The organism is Comamonas sp. AG1104, assembly GCF_003350425.1.
Lineage (GTDB): Bacteria > Pseudomonadota > Gammaproteobacteria > Burkholderiales > Burkholderiaceae_C > Comamonas > Comamonas testosteroni.
Map to the genome: position 1 here is coordinate 286,416 of NZ_QQAS01000001.1, position 15,421 is coordinate 301,836.

At 57.5% G+C, this 15,421-nt stretch carries 11 protein-coding genes; 7 read left to right on the forward strand and 4 right to left on the reverse strand.

Translation table 11 applies throughout. The features are described 5' to 3' along the window. Positions 1–169 precede the first annotated feature (169 nt). The 5 genes from hemN (at position 170) to DFO48_RS01315 (ending at position 7,543) form a co-directional block, all read left to right on the forward strand. Complete coding sequence (hemN, locus tag DFO48_RS01295) at positions 170–1,552, forward strand: oxygen-independent coproporphyrinogen III oxidase (protein ID WP_003080434.1); 1,383 nt, start codon at positions 170–172, stop codon at positions 1,550–1,552. A gap of 3 nt (positions 1,553–1,555) precedes the next feature. Next, on the forward strand, positions 1,556–2,269 hold the full coding sequence (locus DFO48_RS01300; protein WP_114862302.1) for a sulfite exporter TauE/SafE family protein: 714 nt from the start codon (positions 1,556–1,558) through the stop codon (positions 2,267–2,269). A 110-nt stretch (positions 2,270–2,379) separates the two neighbouring features. Beyond that, positions 2,380–3,624, forward strand: a complete 1,245-nt coding sequence (locus tag DFO48_RS01305) for an HD-GYP domain-containing protein (RefSeq protein WP_233506265.1) — start codon at positions 2,380–2,382, stop codon at positions 3,622–3,624. A 41-nt stretch (positions 3,625–3,665) separates the two neighbouring features. Next, positions 3,666–6,110 carry a bifunctional diguanylate cyclase/phosphodiesterase gene (locus DFO48_RS01310; RefSeq protein WP_042437916.1) on the forward strand — a complete coding sequence of 815 codons (2,445 nt, stop codon included), beginning with the start codon at positions 3,666–3,668 and terminating at the stop codon, positions 6,108–6,110. Positions 6,111–6,292: 182 nt separating this feature from the next. Next, positions 6,293–7,543, forward strand: a complete 1,251-nt coding sequence (locus DFO48_RS01315; protein WP_003080430.1) for a helix-turn-helix transcriptional regulator — start codon at positions 6,293–6,295, stop codon at positions 7,541–7,543. A gap of 1,077 nt (positions 7,544–8,620) precedes the next feature. On the opposite strand, the gene DFO48_RS01325 is transcribed toward DFO48_RS01315, so the two are convergent. From DFO48_RS01325 to DFO48_RS01335, 3 genes are all read right to left on the reverse strand, one after another. Further along, the gene (locus tag DFO48_RS01325; protein WP_114862304.1) at positions 8,621–9,460 is read right to left on the reverse strand and encodes an SDR family NAD(P)-dependent oxidoreductase; all 840 of its coding nucleotides are present in this window, start codon (positions 9,458–9,460) and stop codon (positions 8,621–8,623) included. 397 nt (positions 9,461–9,857) lie between these two features. After that, positions 9,858–10,931 carry a linear amide C-N hydrolase gene (locus tag DFO48_RS01330; protein WP_114862305.1) on the reverse strand — a complete coding sequence of 358 codons (1,074 nt, stop codon included), beginning with the start codon at positions 10,929–10,931 and terminating at the stop codon, positions 9,858–9,860. A 549-nt stretch (positions 10,932–11,480) separates the two neighbouring features. After that, entirely contained in the window at positions 11,481–12,401 is a 921-nt protein-coding gene (locus DFO48_RS01335) for a GGDEF domain-containing protein (RefSeq protein WP_114862306.1), read from the reverse strand. Between the two features lie 1,632 nt (positions 12,402–14,033). Between DFO48_RS01335 and DFO48_RS25535 the strand changes: the two genes are divergently transcribed. Both DFO48_RS25535 and DFO48_RS25540 read left to right on the forward strand, forming a co-directional pair. After that, complete coding sequence (locus DFO48_RS25535; protein ID WP_233506266.1) at positions 14,034–14,465, forward strand: hypothetical protein; 432 nt, start codon at positions 14,034–14,036, stop codon at positions 14,463–14,465. Further along, on the forward strand, positions 14,466–14,786 hold the full coding sequence (locus DFO48_RS25540; protein WP_233506267.1) for a hypothetical protein: 321 nt from the start codon (positions 14,466–14,468) through the stop codon (positions 14,784–14,786). A 195-nt stretch (positions 14,787–14,981) separates the two neighbouring features. On the opposite strand, the gene DFO48_RS01355 is transcribed toward DFO48_RS25540, so the two are convergent. Further along, the gene (locus DFO48_RS01355) at positions 14,982–15,344 is read right to left on the reverse strand and encodes a helix-turn-helix domain-containing protein (RefSeq protein ID WP_034349978.1); all 363 of its coding nucleotides are present in this window, start codon (positions 15,342–15,344) and stop codon (positions 14,982–14,984) included. Positions 15,345–15,421 lie beyond the last annotated feature (77 nt).

Here is a 15,421-nt window from a genome sequence, read left to right on the forward strand (position 1 = left end):
GCCTTGAAGTCTCTTGATTTTCATCAAGGACAGGGTGATTGCCTTGGGGCACATTGCCTATATTCGTTCAAAAACATGCGCTTTTGCCTATTTTGGGCATGATTTTCAGGATCTGATTTCCATTGAAATATGCTCCATACAGTGTGTGGGCGCACCCTAACTCCCAGTTATGACCGCAGTCACGCCTGAGTTGCTGAGCCGCTTTGATATCCCCGGCCCACGCTACACATCGTTCCCAACAGCCGACCGTTTTGTTGAGGCTTTTGGTGCAGACGACTACATACTGGCACTAAAGCAGCGCAAGACGCATTCCGGCTCGCGCGCTTTGCCCCTGTCCGTTTATGTGCATGTGCCGTTCTGTGAGTCGCTTTGCTATTACTGCGCCTGCAACAAGATCGTGACCAAGCATCATGAAAAGGCTGCCGAGTATCTGGACTACCTGAGTCGAGAGCTGGCCATGCATACCGAGCATTGCGGCAAAGGCCAGCTCGTAAGCCAGCTGCATCTGGGTGGAGGCACACCGACCTTCTTCAGCGATGCCGAGTTGCAGCAACTGATGGTCTTGATGCGTGAGCATTTCAAGCTGGATCCGGCGGGCGAGTACTCCATCGAGGTCGATCCGCGCACCGTCAGCAACGAGCGGCTGAGAGCTCTCAAGGACATGGGGTTCAATCGACTGAGCTTTGGCGTGCAGGACTTTGATCCCGCGGTGCAGAAAGCGGTGCACCGCGAGCAGCCCGCCGAGCAAGTCTTTGCGTTGGTGGCCGAGGCGCGCCGCCTGGGCTTTGTCTCCATCAATGTGGACCTGATCTACGGTCTTCCCAGACAGACGCCCGAGTCTTTTGCGCGCACGCTGGCACAGGTCAATGAGCTGCGCCCCGATCGCATTGCGCTGTATGCCTATGCGCATCTGCCCGAGCGCTTCAAACCGCAAAGGCGGATCGAATCGGCAGACCTGCCCATGGGACAGGACAAGCTGAACATGCTCTCCGGCGCAATCGATGCGTTCATGAATGGCGGCTATGTCTATGTAGGCATGGACCACTTTGCACTGCCTGACGACTCTCTGGCCATTGCCAAGCGTCAGGGGCGCTTGCATCGCAACTTTCAGGGCTACAGCACCCAGCCTGATTGCGATCTGATTGCACTGGGCGTATCGGCTATCGGCAAGGTGGGCGCGACCTACAGTCAGAACGTCAAGACTCTTGAAGAGTATTACGACGCCGTCGATGGTGGCGTGCTGCCCGTGCAGCGCGGATTGGCGCTTTCGCGTGACGATCTGGTACGCAGAGCCGTCATCATGTCCATCATGTGCCAGGGCTCCGTCCTGTATGAACCCATGGAGCAGGCCTGGCTCATCAATTTCCGCGAGTACTTCGCTGCGGAGCTCGATGCGCTGGCGGAGATGCAGCGCAACGGCTTGGTCGAACTGTCCGTCGAGGGCTTCAAGGTCACCGGCCTGGGCTGGTTTTTTGTGCGCGGAGTAGCCATGCTGTTTGACCGATATTTGCAGGCCGACCGGAACCGCGCCCGCTTTTCACGCATCATCTAGCGCATGTTGTTTTCGCTGGTCTGGACTGCTTTGATCATGGGGCTCGTGGGTGGGCCCCATTGTCTTGTGATGTGCGCTGCCCCCTGCAGTGTGGTCACAGCAGCGAAGCCCATCGGTGGCGGGCAGCCCATTGCCGTGCACGGCCTGCAAAAACGCCAGTGGCTGCGTACTAGCCTGTTTCATCTGGGCCGCATCGCTGCCTATGCCCTGCTGGGCGGGATTGCGGCCGTGGCCATGGAAAGTCTGGCCTGGCTGACCAGTCAGACAACGGCATTGCAGAGACTTTGGACGCTGATGCATGTGGCGGTAATGGCCTGGGGACTGGCCATGGTGGTGCAGGCGCGGCAACCAGCCTGGCTGGAGCGGGCGGGGCGTTCCGTCTGGGCCAGGGTTCAGCCCTGGGTCACTGCGCCGGGCGGAAGTCTGGCCGCCGGCTTTGCCTGGGCACTGATGCCTTGTGGTTTGCTGTATTCGGCGGTATTGGTGGCAGCCTTGAGTGGCGGTGCCTGGCAAGGTGCTTTGTCCATGGCAGCCTTTGCAGTCGGCGGCGCAGTGTGGCTGCTGGCGGGACCCTGGCTGTGGCAATTGGGGCAGTCACATGTCAATGCATTGCGGGCCAGGTGGGGCACTAGAGTCGCAGGTCTGATGCTGATTGGTGTTGCGAGTTGGGCTTTGTGGATGGACCTGGTCTACAAACCCAGCCTTTGGTGCCGATAAGTCACACAAGAGGGGCTTGTTGATGCTGTTTGCATCCCAACAGACCCTAGTCATGGTTGAGCAGTCATGGAACTGCGGAATAATGTCTTATCTTGTGTGTAGCGCTCAAAGTGAATCGTTTCGTTGCTATTGATATCGGACAACTGCGTATCGGCATGTATGTCCATCTGGAGACTGGCTGGTTGCGCCATCCATTTCCCGTCAGCAGCTTCAAGATTGTCAATGACGAGCAGTTGCAGACACTAAGGACTCTGAAGCTCAAGGCAGTTCAGGTCGATCTCTCAAGAAGTGATCTGGAAGAGGCGGCAGCGTCTGTGGCTGCAGACCCTCAACCCGCTCCTTGCCCCCCCGAGAACGATGCGCATGCATGGCGCAACAGTATTTTGGGCCTGCAATCCAGGTTTCTGGGCGCGGTTTCCGTATTTGATGACGTGCAGGCCTTGTTGCCAGTCAACCCCGAGAAGGCTCGAACAACGACGGATATGCTGGTTGCGCAGCAAGTCGTCAAACTGGCACAGGCTCGTGATCTGAGTTTGCATCTGCTCGCGGATACGGGGGGCGCCACCTTTGGCGTTCATGGTGTCAATGTCTCCGTACTGAGTCTGTTGCTGGGCAAGACGCTGGGCCTGCGCAATGACGTATTGCAGGATCTGGGCACGGCGGCGCTGTTGCATGACATGGGCAAGCCGGGGCTGGAGATTTCCGCATCGGCCAACGCACTGAATCAAGGCACGGGCCGCACGCCTCTGCGAGAGACCGTGTATGCACGTCATGTCGGAGAGTCAGTGGCATTGGCTCTATCCATGGGCTATCCTCCTTCCGTCACGACGGCCATCGCCCAGCATCATGAATGGGCCGATGGGTCAGGCTTTCCACTCGGCTTGCTGGCCGCAGATATGGACATTGCCGGACAGATCCTGGCGCTGGTCAATAATTTTGAGCGCTTGTGCAATCTGCCACTGCAAGGCAACGAAATGACGCCTCATGAAGCCATGGCTGCACTTTACGGGCAGTATCGCCAGCGATATGCGCCCGATGTGCTCAAGGCATTCGTGCAGACCTTGGGGGTCTATCCGCCGGGCTCTTTGGTGGAGCTAAGCGATGGGCGGATGGGCGTGGTGGTGTCCGTCAACACCAGCCAGTCGCTCAAGCCGCAGGTGCTGACCTATGACATTCAGGCGCCGCAGAAACTGCGGTTTGTAGATTTGCTTGAATATGTGGGTTTGGGTATTCGCCGAGGGTTGACGCGAAATCAGCTTTCTCGAAATGCGTTAGAAGCTTTACAGCCGCAAAGGCGTCTTTGCTACTTTTTTGATAGTTCTGCAGCACCTGCTGCCGAGAAAGACCTCGCGTGACTTTGCAGCAGAGTTTTTTGATTGACCCTCTGCTTGCCTCCATGCTCGATGGTTTGCAGGAGGCGGTCTGGCTGCTGGATGCGCAGACGTTGCGTGTCGTGCATGCCAATGCAGCCAGTATGCAACTCACAGGCTACACGCCCGAGCAGGCGCAGGAGCAGTATGTTGATGTGCTGTGCGCCTCTCTGGTGCAAAAAGCGTTCTGGCAGGATGCCTCAAACTGGGTGGGTGGTGCGAAATTTCTCACGGAAATTTGTACAGCCAATGGTTCATTGACAGCTGTGGAGATGGGGGTGGGCTCCGTCGCCCTGAACCCGCGCTGGTTGATGCTCACCATGCTCGACCGCAGCGAGCAGTTGCGGCACGAGAGCGAACTGGACATGCTGCTTGCGGAGTTGCGGGCGACGCTTGAGTCCGCTGCAGACGGCATGCTGGTCTGTGATCTGCGCGGCGGCATTCGTGCATTCAACCACCGTTTCGCGGAGCTGTGGCAACTACCCGAACCACTGCTCGTGCAGCGAGATGATGCGGCCATCTTTACCCACCTGGAAGCGCAGACCATCAGCAGCGAGAGTCAGTTCACTCTTTTGCAGGATGCGCAGGACCTGTCGGCTCCTGAAACCTCGGAGGTACTGCAACTGCTCAATGGCAGGGTTCTGGAGCGCCGCTCCGTGCCTCAGCTCAGTCGCGGTGTGGCAATAGGACGTATCTACTCCTATCGAGACATCACGGTGGAATCCAGCTCGGCGACCGAGCTGCGCCTGGCTGCAAGAGTGTTCGAGTCCAGCCTGGACGGTATCTTCATTGCCGATGCCAATGGTGTCATCGTTCAGGTCAACCCGGCTGGCGGGCAGTTGCTGCATGGCAAGGCGGTGCTGGGGCTCGCTGCCTGGACTCTGTTCGAGTCCGAGGGGGGGGCTGTGTCCGACCTGCTGGAGCTGGCCGCTGCGCGCTGGGATGTGGGCAGCTTCTGGGAGGGCAATCTTTGGCTCAAGCAGAGTGAAGGTCAGCGCTGCGCGGTCTGGCTGTCCTGGGTGGCATTGCGTGACGGCTATGGGCGTCTAGTGCAAAGCATTGGCTTTATGCGCGACATGACCATGCAGCGCAGTGCACAAAAGCAGATTGAGCAGCTGGCTTACAGTGATGCGTTGACAGGGCTGCCCAATCGCCTGAGTTTGAGCCGTCACGTGCAAGCCGCCATCACTGCTGCGCGCTTCACACAGCAGCCTTTCAGCATTCTGTTTCTGGATCTGGACCGTTTCAAGATCATCAACGATTCACTGGGCCATGACTTCGGCGACCGGGTGCTCAAGCTGGTTGCTCAGCGGCTGAGCGGACTGCTGCGCCCTGCCGATGTGCTGTGCCGTCAGGGCGGAGATGAATTTGTTCTCTATCTGCATGATTGCACGGGGGAAGGGGCTTCGGCCGTAGCCGCCCGTATCCTGGACGAAATGCGCCAGCCCTTCATGCTTGACGGTCTGGGCTTTTCCGTTCAGTGCAGCATTGGGGCTGCGCAATTTCCGGCAGATGGTTTGACGCTGGACGAGCTGATTCGCCAGGCCGATATCGCCATGTATCGCGTCAAGGAGCGTGGACGCGGCAATTTCAGCTTCTATCAGCCGCAAATGAGTGCGGGTCTGCTCTCGCGCATGAAGCTGGAGCATGCCATGCGCCAGGCGCTGGACAAGGGGCATATGGCCGTGCACTTTCAGCCACAGGTACATATCCGTTCGGGTCGCATCGTGGCGGCAGAGGCTTTGCTTCGATGGACGGACCCCGAACTGGGGGTGATCTCTCCTGCAGCCTTCATTCCCTTGGCCGAGGAGTCCGGCTATGTGGTTGCGCTGGATGCCTGGGTGCTGGAGCAATCAGTACAAGAGGCGGCGCGCTGGCTGGCTATGGACATGCCCGTCAAGGTATCGGTGAATGTCTCCGCGCTGGAGTTCAGGCAGCCGGACTTTGTGGATCGCCTCAAATCTGTGCTGGAAGCCAGCGGCTTGCCGGCACAGTGGCTGGAGCTGGAGCTGACCGAGAGCATTTTGCTGCAGGAGGCGCAGGAAATGGCTTTGCGTGTCCACCAGATCGCAGAACTGGGTGTGGGTCTGGTCATTGACGACTTCGGTACCGGCTATTCGAGCTTGGCTTATTTGAAAAAACTGCCGATCTCCAAGATCAAGATCGACCAGAGTTTTGTTCGCGGCCTGCCGCACGATGCGGGAGACAAGGCCATTGTGGGCGCCATCATCAGCATGGGGCAGGCATTGGGCGTGGAGCTTGTGGCAGAAGGTGTGGAAACACAGGAGCAATGCCAGGCAATTGAGCAGTTACAAGGCGACTACTTTCAGGGCTATCTGTGCTCGCCAGCCTTGCCTGCGGAGCAATTCCGAAAGCGTTTGGAGCAGAGCGCATCCGAGCAGGAGCCGAGGGTTCAGCCGTATTCGCCGGATGACGATGCCAGCGGTATTCATATTGCAGGTCTGCAATAGTCGGGGGACATGCTTTTTTGCTAGGTTTCCTATCGTCTGATTTGACGATGCGCAGTTTCTGAGGATTCAGCAAAATCAAGGCATTTCTTGGGCCGACTTCCGGGTGCGTGCATCAATGAAGAACGCGCGCAGAGTTGAGTAACTGTGCAGTATTTGATGGGCCGGATTTTTTGAGACAGCAAATGCCCAAAAGCGATTACGCATCTTTTGATTTCTACAACTATCGCTCGGATGCTCTTCAGGCCATCGCCGGCTTTCCCGTTCCTAACGCTGTGGAGCCTGAGGCAGCTTCTTCGCCGGAGCAGGCATCGGTCATCGGTGCCGAAGCCCTGAGTCAACTGATTACTGCGCTGTACGAGTCAGCCATGGACCCGCAGAACTGGAAGGTATTTCTGGAGCTGCTGCGCTCAAGCGCCAATGGCAACTACGCCTCGCTCGTGGTGCGAGACCCTCATGGTGAGAATGTGGGCTGGGTAATTTCAGCAACGGGCGGTCGCTCCGAAGTCATTCCTTACGACCCTTATGCGCAATGGAGTCCGTTTCTCGGTATCGTCAAGGACAAGGTGCTCACCCTGCTGGATGTGATGACGGAGGCCGAATGGCATTCCTGTCGCTACTACACCGACTGGTGCAAGGGGGTGGACATCGAGCACATTCTGGCCGTGGATGTCATGACCGATAACGGCTGCTCCTATGGTTGGCGCATCACGCGGCCAGCGGCGGCGGGAGCATTCGATTCAGCACATCTGGACATGGTGCGCATGTTGGTGCCGCACCTCAAGCGGGTGTTGAACATGCAGCTGAATCTGCATCGCGACCGGCAGGTCATCTCGCTATACGGGCGTGCCACCGCGCAGCTGATGATGGGCGTGGTCATTCTCGATCAGACGGGGAAAATGATCGAGGCCAACCCGGCGGCCACCACCATTTTGAACGTGGGTGATGGAATACGGGTCAACAACGGTGCGCTCGAGGCGGTCTATGCCAATGACAATCGCCGGCTGCAGCGTCTGATCCGTGATGCCTTGCTTTCGCCCAAGCTGGAGAGCGTCTCCATGACTGAGGGCATGTCCATCACTCGCCAGTCCGGTCAACTCAACTGGGGTGTGGTGGTGCAGAGCATCTCTCCCGACGAATGGACCGAAGGCAAGCAGCGTCCCAGCGTAGCGGTTTTTCTGCGCGATACGACGGGCAAGGCAGAGCCGCCCGTCAAGCTCACACAACAGCTTTTCCATCTGACTCCTGCAGAGACAGCAGTGGCCACGCATCTGAGCAACGGCATGTCTTTGGAGGAGGCGGCCGAGGCGTTGGGTATCAAACCCAATACCGCCCGTGCCCATTTGCGCTCCATCTTCTCCAAGACCGGTGTTCGTCGTCAGACCGAACTGGTGAGACTCTTTCTCAACAGCGTGGCCTGGCTGGGCAATCATTGATTCCAGCCCGGAAATAGGCAAAAAAGATCCTCATTCACCGGCTGGGCCCATGCCTTGGAGGTCGGCACTATCACGGCGGAGACGCAGCCTGCAAGGTTGAAACCAGCTTTGAATGCGAAGGCAAGCATTCCACCGACGTCTGGAACTGTCGAATGCCGATCGCAGTCTTTCAGTGGGCCGCCTGGTACGCTTGCTGCAGAGGCGAGAGCATCGAGCACTGTCGGCTGAGTTGCCCGCGCAGGCTGCATGCAGGGGAACAGGGTGGCAGTTGTTTGCAATGCTTTGCGGCATGCTTGGGATCTCGCTTTCTATTTCTGCACCCCGAATGAGAAAAGCACGCGAAGGGCCGGGGTGTTTGTGGGCAGTGGCTGCAGGGCGGTGCTCGTCTCTGGCCTTCTTGAAAGCTGGAAGGGATGGATGCGCGGAAGCTGCCGCAGCACCTACCAGATTGAGTGGTGATCACAGGGCGCCAGAAAGTAAAATTTAAATAGTTGAGAGCTATGGGTAACTGCTTCTGATTAATTGAGTGAGGCATGTATGGATCGAATGGATGCCAGTGCAACGTATGAAATGAGCCCGCGCAGGGTCGTGCTTGAGTACAGGACCAACGGTGAGGCTCGATCGGCAGCTATCAGTGGCGATGCGCTTGAGCGCCTGAAGAGAGCCAAGGAACTTGCTGGAGCGGGGCAGAATCTGGCGGCATACAGAGCCCATTGGCAAGCAATTCATGGGCTGGCTGCGACAAAGCACGATCAAGGTCAGGGGCCTGTCGTCATTCGCGTCGGTGATATTCACGCTCGATAGAGTGATGTGGGTCCTGTGCCAGCACTCCCTGTGCTCATGAAGGAATCGGACGGCGGCCTTTCTTGCTTCCTGAATCTGAACGTCAAGCCACTCGGCCTTGACGGTCAGCTCTGTACGTTACGAAGCGGCTGTAAAGGGTATGGGATTTGCTTAATGGTGCAGTGCGCATCGCGCTCCAGGAAGTTAAAAGCTCGCTCGGTGGCGAGCCTGTTTGTCGGTTGAAGTGGCTTGTCAGGGCTCACTCATGTGGCTCACGTTTGGAGTGCAGTTAATTCATGTCGGACGTCTTGGCGTTGGCAGATGGCCGCCGTCGACGTAGATGTTCTGACCGGTGATCCACTCGCCTTGATCGCTGCACAGGAATGTGACCAAGTGGGCGATGTCTTCGCCGGTACCTGCCCGACCCAGAGAGATGTAGCCGGCGATCATGTCGTCCCACACTTTGCCGCGAGGCACATCATCCAGGCGACTTGTTTCCACGATGCCTGGAGCCACGACATTCACGCGGATCTTCTTGGGGCCAAGCTCTCGCGCCATGATGGTGCTCAGACCATTGATGGCCACCTTGGTGGTGGCGTAGGCCCCGGTGTCGGGTGCCAGCAGCTGCGCTGCCAGCGATGAAATATTGATGATGGCGCCGCCGTCTCCCTGTTCCCCCATTTGTTTTGCGAACGCACGAGACATATAGAAGGTTCCGTTCAGGTTGACATTCATCACCCGATGCCATGTATCGATGGATAGCTCCGTCACCGGGATGCGGTCGTCGCCGCGGGTTGCGCCCGCGTTGTTGATCAGAAAATCCACACGCCCCAATTCTGCAATCGTGCGTGCAAGCAGTGCGTCGATGGACTCTGGGTTGCTGACGTCGGAAACCACAGGCAGGGCGCGGCGCCCGAGCTGGCGGACTTCATCTGCCACCGATTCGATATCGCGCCAATGCGCCTCGCGCTCATCTTCCGGATAGGTTTCGGGGGCGCGGCCCGTGCCCGTCAAGACAACATCACAACCCGCCTGCGCCAATGCCAGTGCAATGGGCCGACCGATGCTGCGCATCCGGCCAGCACCAGTGACTACGGCCACTTTGCCTTCAAAACCAGTCAACGTATACGACATGCCACTTCCTTACGATAGGGTCCCGGAACATTCAGACGAATCAAGATTCTTCGGTCTGGCTTGAGGCTCATGCACTCCAATCTGCGCATCAGGGACGATGCATCCGTTGAAGATCGAGCAACTCATCAGCCGGATTCTTGGAGTGGCGCCGCTGAGGAAAATCGTCTGATGAGACTAGGGATACGCGCCCATTGATGCATTCCTGCTTGCTTGTCAGTCAGGAGGCGCGCGCTGGTTGCAAGTGGGTGAGGTCGGTACTCCTTTTGCGCTAGAGCAGCGCCAGCCTAGACGCAGGGTAGAGCGACTGACAGCATGGGCTGAAGCAGCGCGCTCTCCAGAAAGAAAAAACCCGCTCAGTGCGGGTTTGGATCGGGGCCGATCAAGCGCGGCGAAGTGCTCAGATGCCTTGAAATTTGAATGGCGGCGACGCTTTGAATTGTTTGGTTGCATCCCCGGAATAGGTGTGATTCTGGTCCGGTCCCAGATCGATCTTCATTACCTTGCCTTTTTCCTTGCTGAAGTCCAGTGCCTTCAGGTCCACCCAGAATGTGTTGGGCGTCAGTGCCGACTCAAAGAAATACAGCTTGCGCTCGTGATCAAACACGGTGCGCCAGCGGGTGGAGGAGATATTGGGCTCTTCCGGGGTATTGAGGCCGTACGGCACGGAGGCATTGCGGATCACGCTGAAGACGCTGGCCAGTGCCTTGTTCGGGCTTTGATCCTTGGGTATGGCGTTGACGTAGAACGAAGCGCGGGCGAAGCGGTCTGCAGCACGGTTGGTACCGGGCAACATGGTGGTGCCCCCAATCTGCTTCCAATAGGTATTGAGCGCCAGTTGCTGGTCGAAGGTCGGCGAGTTTGTCATGACCTGGTATTGGCGACCATGATGAATGACTTGCTTGCCGCCGATGTACTCCACGATCGCGCTATCACCGCTGGCATCGGAGATGGAGAGGTGCACGGTGGTCAGCCGATTTTCTCCCGGCATGGTGTCGGATACCAGGGTGAATGGTTCTTCGCTCAGGGCGGCCACAGCCTGCTGCACGGTCGCAAAGTTGTCCAGCACATATTGAGCCCAGGCAGCGATTGACAGACCCGGCTTGCTATTGGCGCCGAAGGAGGGATATTGAGACTCGACGAGCCACAGAAGGTTGGCATTCAGGCCGGCCTCGTTGACGCCGTCGGTGGTGGAAATGTCATAGCCCGAGGTGATGACGCTGCCGTACTTGGATGTCCAGCGCACGGTGTTGGGGCCGGTTTCGCCGGTGCGCTGCATGCCTCGCGGCAGGACCCAGAGGTTGCTGACGATGTCACTTTTCCAGTCCATGGATCGTGCAGTGATCACGTGGCCGTTGGCGCCCTGAAATACCAGTCGTGTGCATGCCCAGGAACTGGACACCGCCGCAAGACCTGAAACTCCCAGCACAAAAGCAGCCACATGAGGGCGGATACATGGCATGTTCATCTTCATTAGTGCCTCCACGGTTAAAAAATGTGAATGGTGCCAAGCATGCCACATGCATCGGTAGTGAGATATTGATCAAGCTCCAGCGGCATGGATGCCAGGCTGTAGACATTCAAGCGCCCTCAGTACCCGCTCTTGCAAGAAGCCCAGCAAGGCAGTGGTGATTTGCGAACGTCAGGTGCATGCGCTCTTCCAAAGACAAATCACGTTGCATGGCAGGCAGGACTCGAGAAGTGGATCTTCAGAACACTTGTTCGCATGGCACGTCGGCTCCGGGCGCGGCCTTGGTGTCGGCGATGCTGGCGCTGTCCGGGAAGAATGCAAGACCATTGCGGCCTTGGCCTCCCTTCGCTTCAACTAGATCGGGATTCAGACGCGGAAGCTTGCCCTTGGCAATGGCACCATCAGTATTAGGCGGCGATCGTCCAGGCTCTCGGCGGCCATGATCGTATCGAGAAGCGCCAAGTTCTTGATAGCTGCGGGTAGAGGGCGGGAGTGACCATCCATAAGGACGTTATCTGGTGGATCAGGCCCTTGGCTAGCTAAAGATTTGAACTAGGCGAGTACCACGCAATTGCGTCCAGCTGCCTTGCCTTGATACATGGCAGCATCAGCGCGCGAGATGAGGGCTTCTGCGGTTTCTCCCTGTCGATACTGAGCCGCACCCAGCGTACAGGTCACTTGCAGATCCTTGTGCACTAACTGTGCCCACGGGAGTGCTTCTGTGCTTTCGCGAATTCTTTCGAGCAGCACTTCTGCTTGGGCCAGTTGCGTGTCACAGAGCACCAGAAGAAATTCTTCTCCACCGTAACGACCAGCGCAATCGGTTGCACGAATCTGCGAAGACAGAAGCTGTCCAAAAGCTCGAAGCACTTGATCTCCTCCTTCATGCCCGTAACGGTCATTGACCTGTTTGAAGAAGTCAATGTCAAGCATTGCGATGCAAAACGAGGCGCCTCTGCGTTGAGCTGCATGAATACATTGCTGCAGTCGATCCATGACCCCTCGGCGGTTTGCCAGTCCCGTCAAGTCATCGTTGCGCACCAAGTTTTCAATCTGCTTCAGCGCGACGGCCAGTTTTTCATTACTCGCACTGAGTCGATATTGCATGCTGCGAAAGTAGGTGACCAGGACGCTGCATCGGACGACCGCTCCGAGCATGACACCGACAGTGAGGAACTGCCCGATGAGGGTATCGGTGGTCATGCGCATCTGTGGCCCTACCCAATAAACGGCCAACGCAATTGCAATGAGCGTGCAACTCCAGGTCATCCAGAAACTTGTACGCCGCGGCGCAAGAAAGCCGTCGGTACTGAAGACCAGAAGCATAACCAGTGCCTGGAACGCAGCCTGAGGAGCGGCGACAAGTAAGCCCAGCACCCCTGTAACCGCGACCAGCTGGTGCCAGAAGAACAAGCCAGGGTCACTCCGAGTCTGGCTCCAGCCGCTGGCGTAGGCCCAGGTGATAAAGGCCATCCCTGCGCCTATCCAGAGTCCATACAGCAGCACTGCATGCAGCGGTACGTAGCCTGCCCAGCAGTGGCCGAGGAATAGCAGGAAGGCATATAGATGGCTCAATAGGACCGAAGCGTGCAACTGCCATGTGCGCTTACGCCAGCGTTCGAAATGCTGAGTTTCATCGGCAAGAGGCGATGAAGACTTAGGGCCCCACAAAGGTGGTCCGCGTGTTTTTTCAGGGGAGTGAGCCATTGCCGGTTAATGGTCGCTGAAGTGCAAAGTGCGATTGGTTGTTACAAATAACAGTTTGCCCGAATTCTGGCCCTGGAAAATTACGGCGAGTGACCTGACGAAGCTCGGATCGAACTGACAACTATCGGGGTGTCAGACAATGCGACTCAGAGCCATTGGAAGGCTATATCGGTAGAAGTGTTTCCTGACGCCTTTAGCTCGACATGACGACCTAAGGCACAGCGGTAAATGTTCATGCTCTTGAACATTGCGCTCCAGAAACAAAAAAGCCTGCTTGAGCCGGGCTGGTGCACTAATTGGGTAGGCAAACAGGAAGTTCAACAAGAACTTACATGAGGCGCGCGCGGCAAGACTAGCCTGCAAGGCTCCACGTTCTTAAGGAGTTGCTATGAAGGCGCTACTTTTAATCGCAGCACTTGCCGGTACGCTGGCTGGATGCTCAATGATGCCGGGGCGTAGTTCAGGGTCCATGCCTGCCGAGGGTTCCAGTCAGACGATGGGTGGCATGAATATGAGCGGCGACCGGGATCGCTGGATGTATGACGACAATGGGCGTCCTTGGACCGGAGGTGATGGTGCCTTCTATGGCGCACAGAACAGATAGGTGAATAGCTGGGTCAAGGTTTTGCTTTGAGGCACTGCACGGTCCTTTCGTCCAGCCGCTCGGCATACGTGTCTGGGCATACGAATTCGTCGCGCAGTGCCTTCACTGAAACAAAGGACTCATCAGCCTGCGCGAAAGAGCCGATCAGCCCCTACCTCTGGTAGACAGCCAAGTTTTATGGCTTCGAAGCTTCAAAAAACAGAGCGCATGAATACTGACTGTTGTATGAATTAGGTAAGCAAAGTAGCCGTTCAACAAGAATTTACAGTGGGCACTTACCTCAGGAATAGTCTTGAAGACTCCTTCTTCTCAAGGGGTTGTCATGAAAGCGCTACTTTTAATTGCAGCAGTAGCCAGTACGCTGGCGGGCTGCTCAATGATGCCGGGGCGTGATGCCGGGCGCATGCAAGAGCAAGGTGCCCAACGGACGATGGGAAACAGTGATATGCGCTATGAGTGGGGGCGTGGAGCGTATCAAGGTCCTGGCAGCATGCCGCAGTGGGCAGGCGGGGATGACACTTCTGGAGGCCTTGGCTGGCGTCGTGATTAGGCTGGAAGAGCGCATCTTGTGCGAACGCCGCTATTTTCTACCTGGCCCCCAAGGATTTTCCTTTAGACACTGCACGCTCTTGGCACCCAGCCACTCCAGGAGGCTCCGATCGCCTGGTACTGACTGAGTAAGTCGGGCATCCTTCAACCAGAGGCATTTCCCTGCCATCGACCGCAATCATCACGCCTGTTGCGTTGGCGTCGATTTCAACAGGAAGATCATTGGGTTTGTCCAAGGAGTTGATGTGATTGGCCAGGCTCCGGCCTTGCCGCAGATGCGCGAGGTGGTCATTCCCGATGCGCCCGATGCGTCCAATGTGAGCCTGCCGGACGCGCCGGCGTTTTTGGCGCTGAGCACGCACCAGTTTGGTGGCGTGAATCTGCACGAGGACTGGCTGGCCAAGCTCGATGACATGCCCGAGCTGCAGCTGCTGGAGCCGCCGCCCTTTGAGTTCAAACGTGCGCCGGGCTATGCATCGGCCTTGCTCGACAACCTCAAAGCCGTGATTGCAACCCGCATTCAGGGCCGCACCGGGCTGAAGCCCGAAGCAGAGCAAGCCATCTGGGACCGTTCGCGCGACCGCGAAACCCAGGTGGCGCTGGCGCGCGAGCAGGAGGTGATGCGCGCGGCCGAGGAGCTGGGCTTTCCGCTGCCGTCCGGGGTGCTGGTCGGCTAGTTGGCCGATGCCCGTCGTGAGTTCCACGACAAGCTCTCGGGCCTGTCGCGCGACATCGCCATCAAGCAGGCCGAGCTGGAGCAGGCCAATGTGAAGGACGCGATCACCCAGGGGCTGGCGCTGGAAGGCCAGTTGATGGACCAGGCCATGCAGCTGGACCGCCTGTCATTCGAGGCGGTCAAGGCGACGGCCGACCATGGCATTGCGACTCATAACGCGGCGCTCGAGCGCTTCAAGGCCTTGCAGAACTGCCGGTCGAGGTGGCCAAGATGGATGCCGCAGCCAAGCCGTCGGCCATTCTGGTGGACGGCTACAAGGTGAGTGCCAGCGCCTAGAGCAGGGTGCCTGCTTCGGCAGGTATCACTGGCGGCGTTGGCTGGAGCTATAGCGGATCGCTTTATCAGTGATGAAGGACTGAAAACGACCCAAAGCGGAATTCCAAAAGATCAGGTTCAGTGCTAGATGCGCAGAGGATGCCTTCCTATACCTGCATAAAATCTGAGGAAAATTAACAGGTTAGTAAGCAGAATCAGGGGCCGCTGCGTCGGCTTTGGTCTGATCTCGCATCCGATGACCCCATTGATCAGCCCACTGCGTCAGGGGTTTGAGGGCACTTCCCAGCTTCCTGCCTTCTTCCGTGAGCCGGTACCCCCCCTCCGCGTGATCCACCAAGCCCACCTCACGCAGTTCGCCGAGTCGAATGTTCAATAGACGGGTGTTTGTCTCGCAAGCGTCCAGCAAAGCGCGAAACGTCAGCGAGCCTGACTGCAGCTCCCAAAGAATTCGCAGCGTAGTCCGTCTTCCTAGCAAATCCAGGACGACCATGAGAGGGCGTCCTGACTTGGAACCTCGGACTGGTTTGTCAATAGCGGGTGTCATACGTATGCTTTACTTTATACAGCGCGCAATATAGCCTGAACTTCAGGTTAGGGGCGCCGGCTGGCGGTTGCTCCAAC

What these genes read in the sequence shown, in the direction of transcription:
- hemN (WP_003080434.1), top strand. Translation starts at nt 170, where the DNA reads ATGACCGCAGTCACGCCTGAGTTGCTGAGCCGCTTTGATATCCCCGGC.
- DFO48_RS01300 (WP_114862302.1), top strand. Translation starts at nt 1,556, where the DNA reads ATGTTGTTTTCGCTGGTCTGGACTGCTTTGATCATGGGGCTCGTGGGT.
- DFO48_RS01310 (WP_042437916.1), top strand. Translation starts at nt 3,666, where the DNA reads ATGCTCGATGGTTTGCAGGAGGCGGTCTGGCTGCTGGATGCGCAGACG.
- DFO48_RS01315 (WP_003080430.1), top strand. Translation starts at nt 6,293, where the DNA reads ATGCCCAAAAGCGATTACGCATCTTTTGATTTCTACAACTATCGCTCG.
- DFO48_RS01325 (WP_114862304.1), bottom strand. Translation starts at nt 9,460, where the DNA reads ATGTCGTATACGTTGACTGGTTTTGAAGGCAAAGTGGCCGTAGTCACT.
- DFO48_RS01330 (WP_114862305.1), bottom strand. Translation starts at nt 10,931, where the DNA reads ATGAAGATGAACATGCCATGTATCCGCCCTCATGTGGCTGCTTTTGTG.
- DFO48_RS01335 (WP_114862306.1), bottom strand. Translation starts at nt 12,401, where the DNA reads ATGGCCTTTATCACCTGGGCCTACGCCAGCGGCTGGAGCCAGACTCGG.
- DFO48_RS01355 (WP_034349978.1), bottom strand. Translation starts at nt 15,344, where the DNA reads ATGACACCCGCTATTGACAAACCAGTCCGAGGTTCCAAGTCAGGACGC.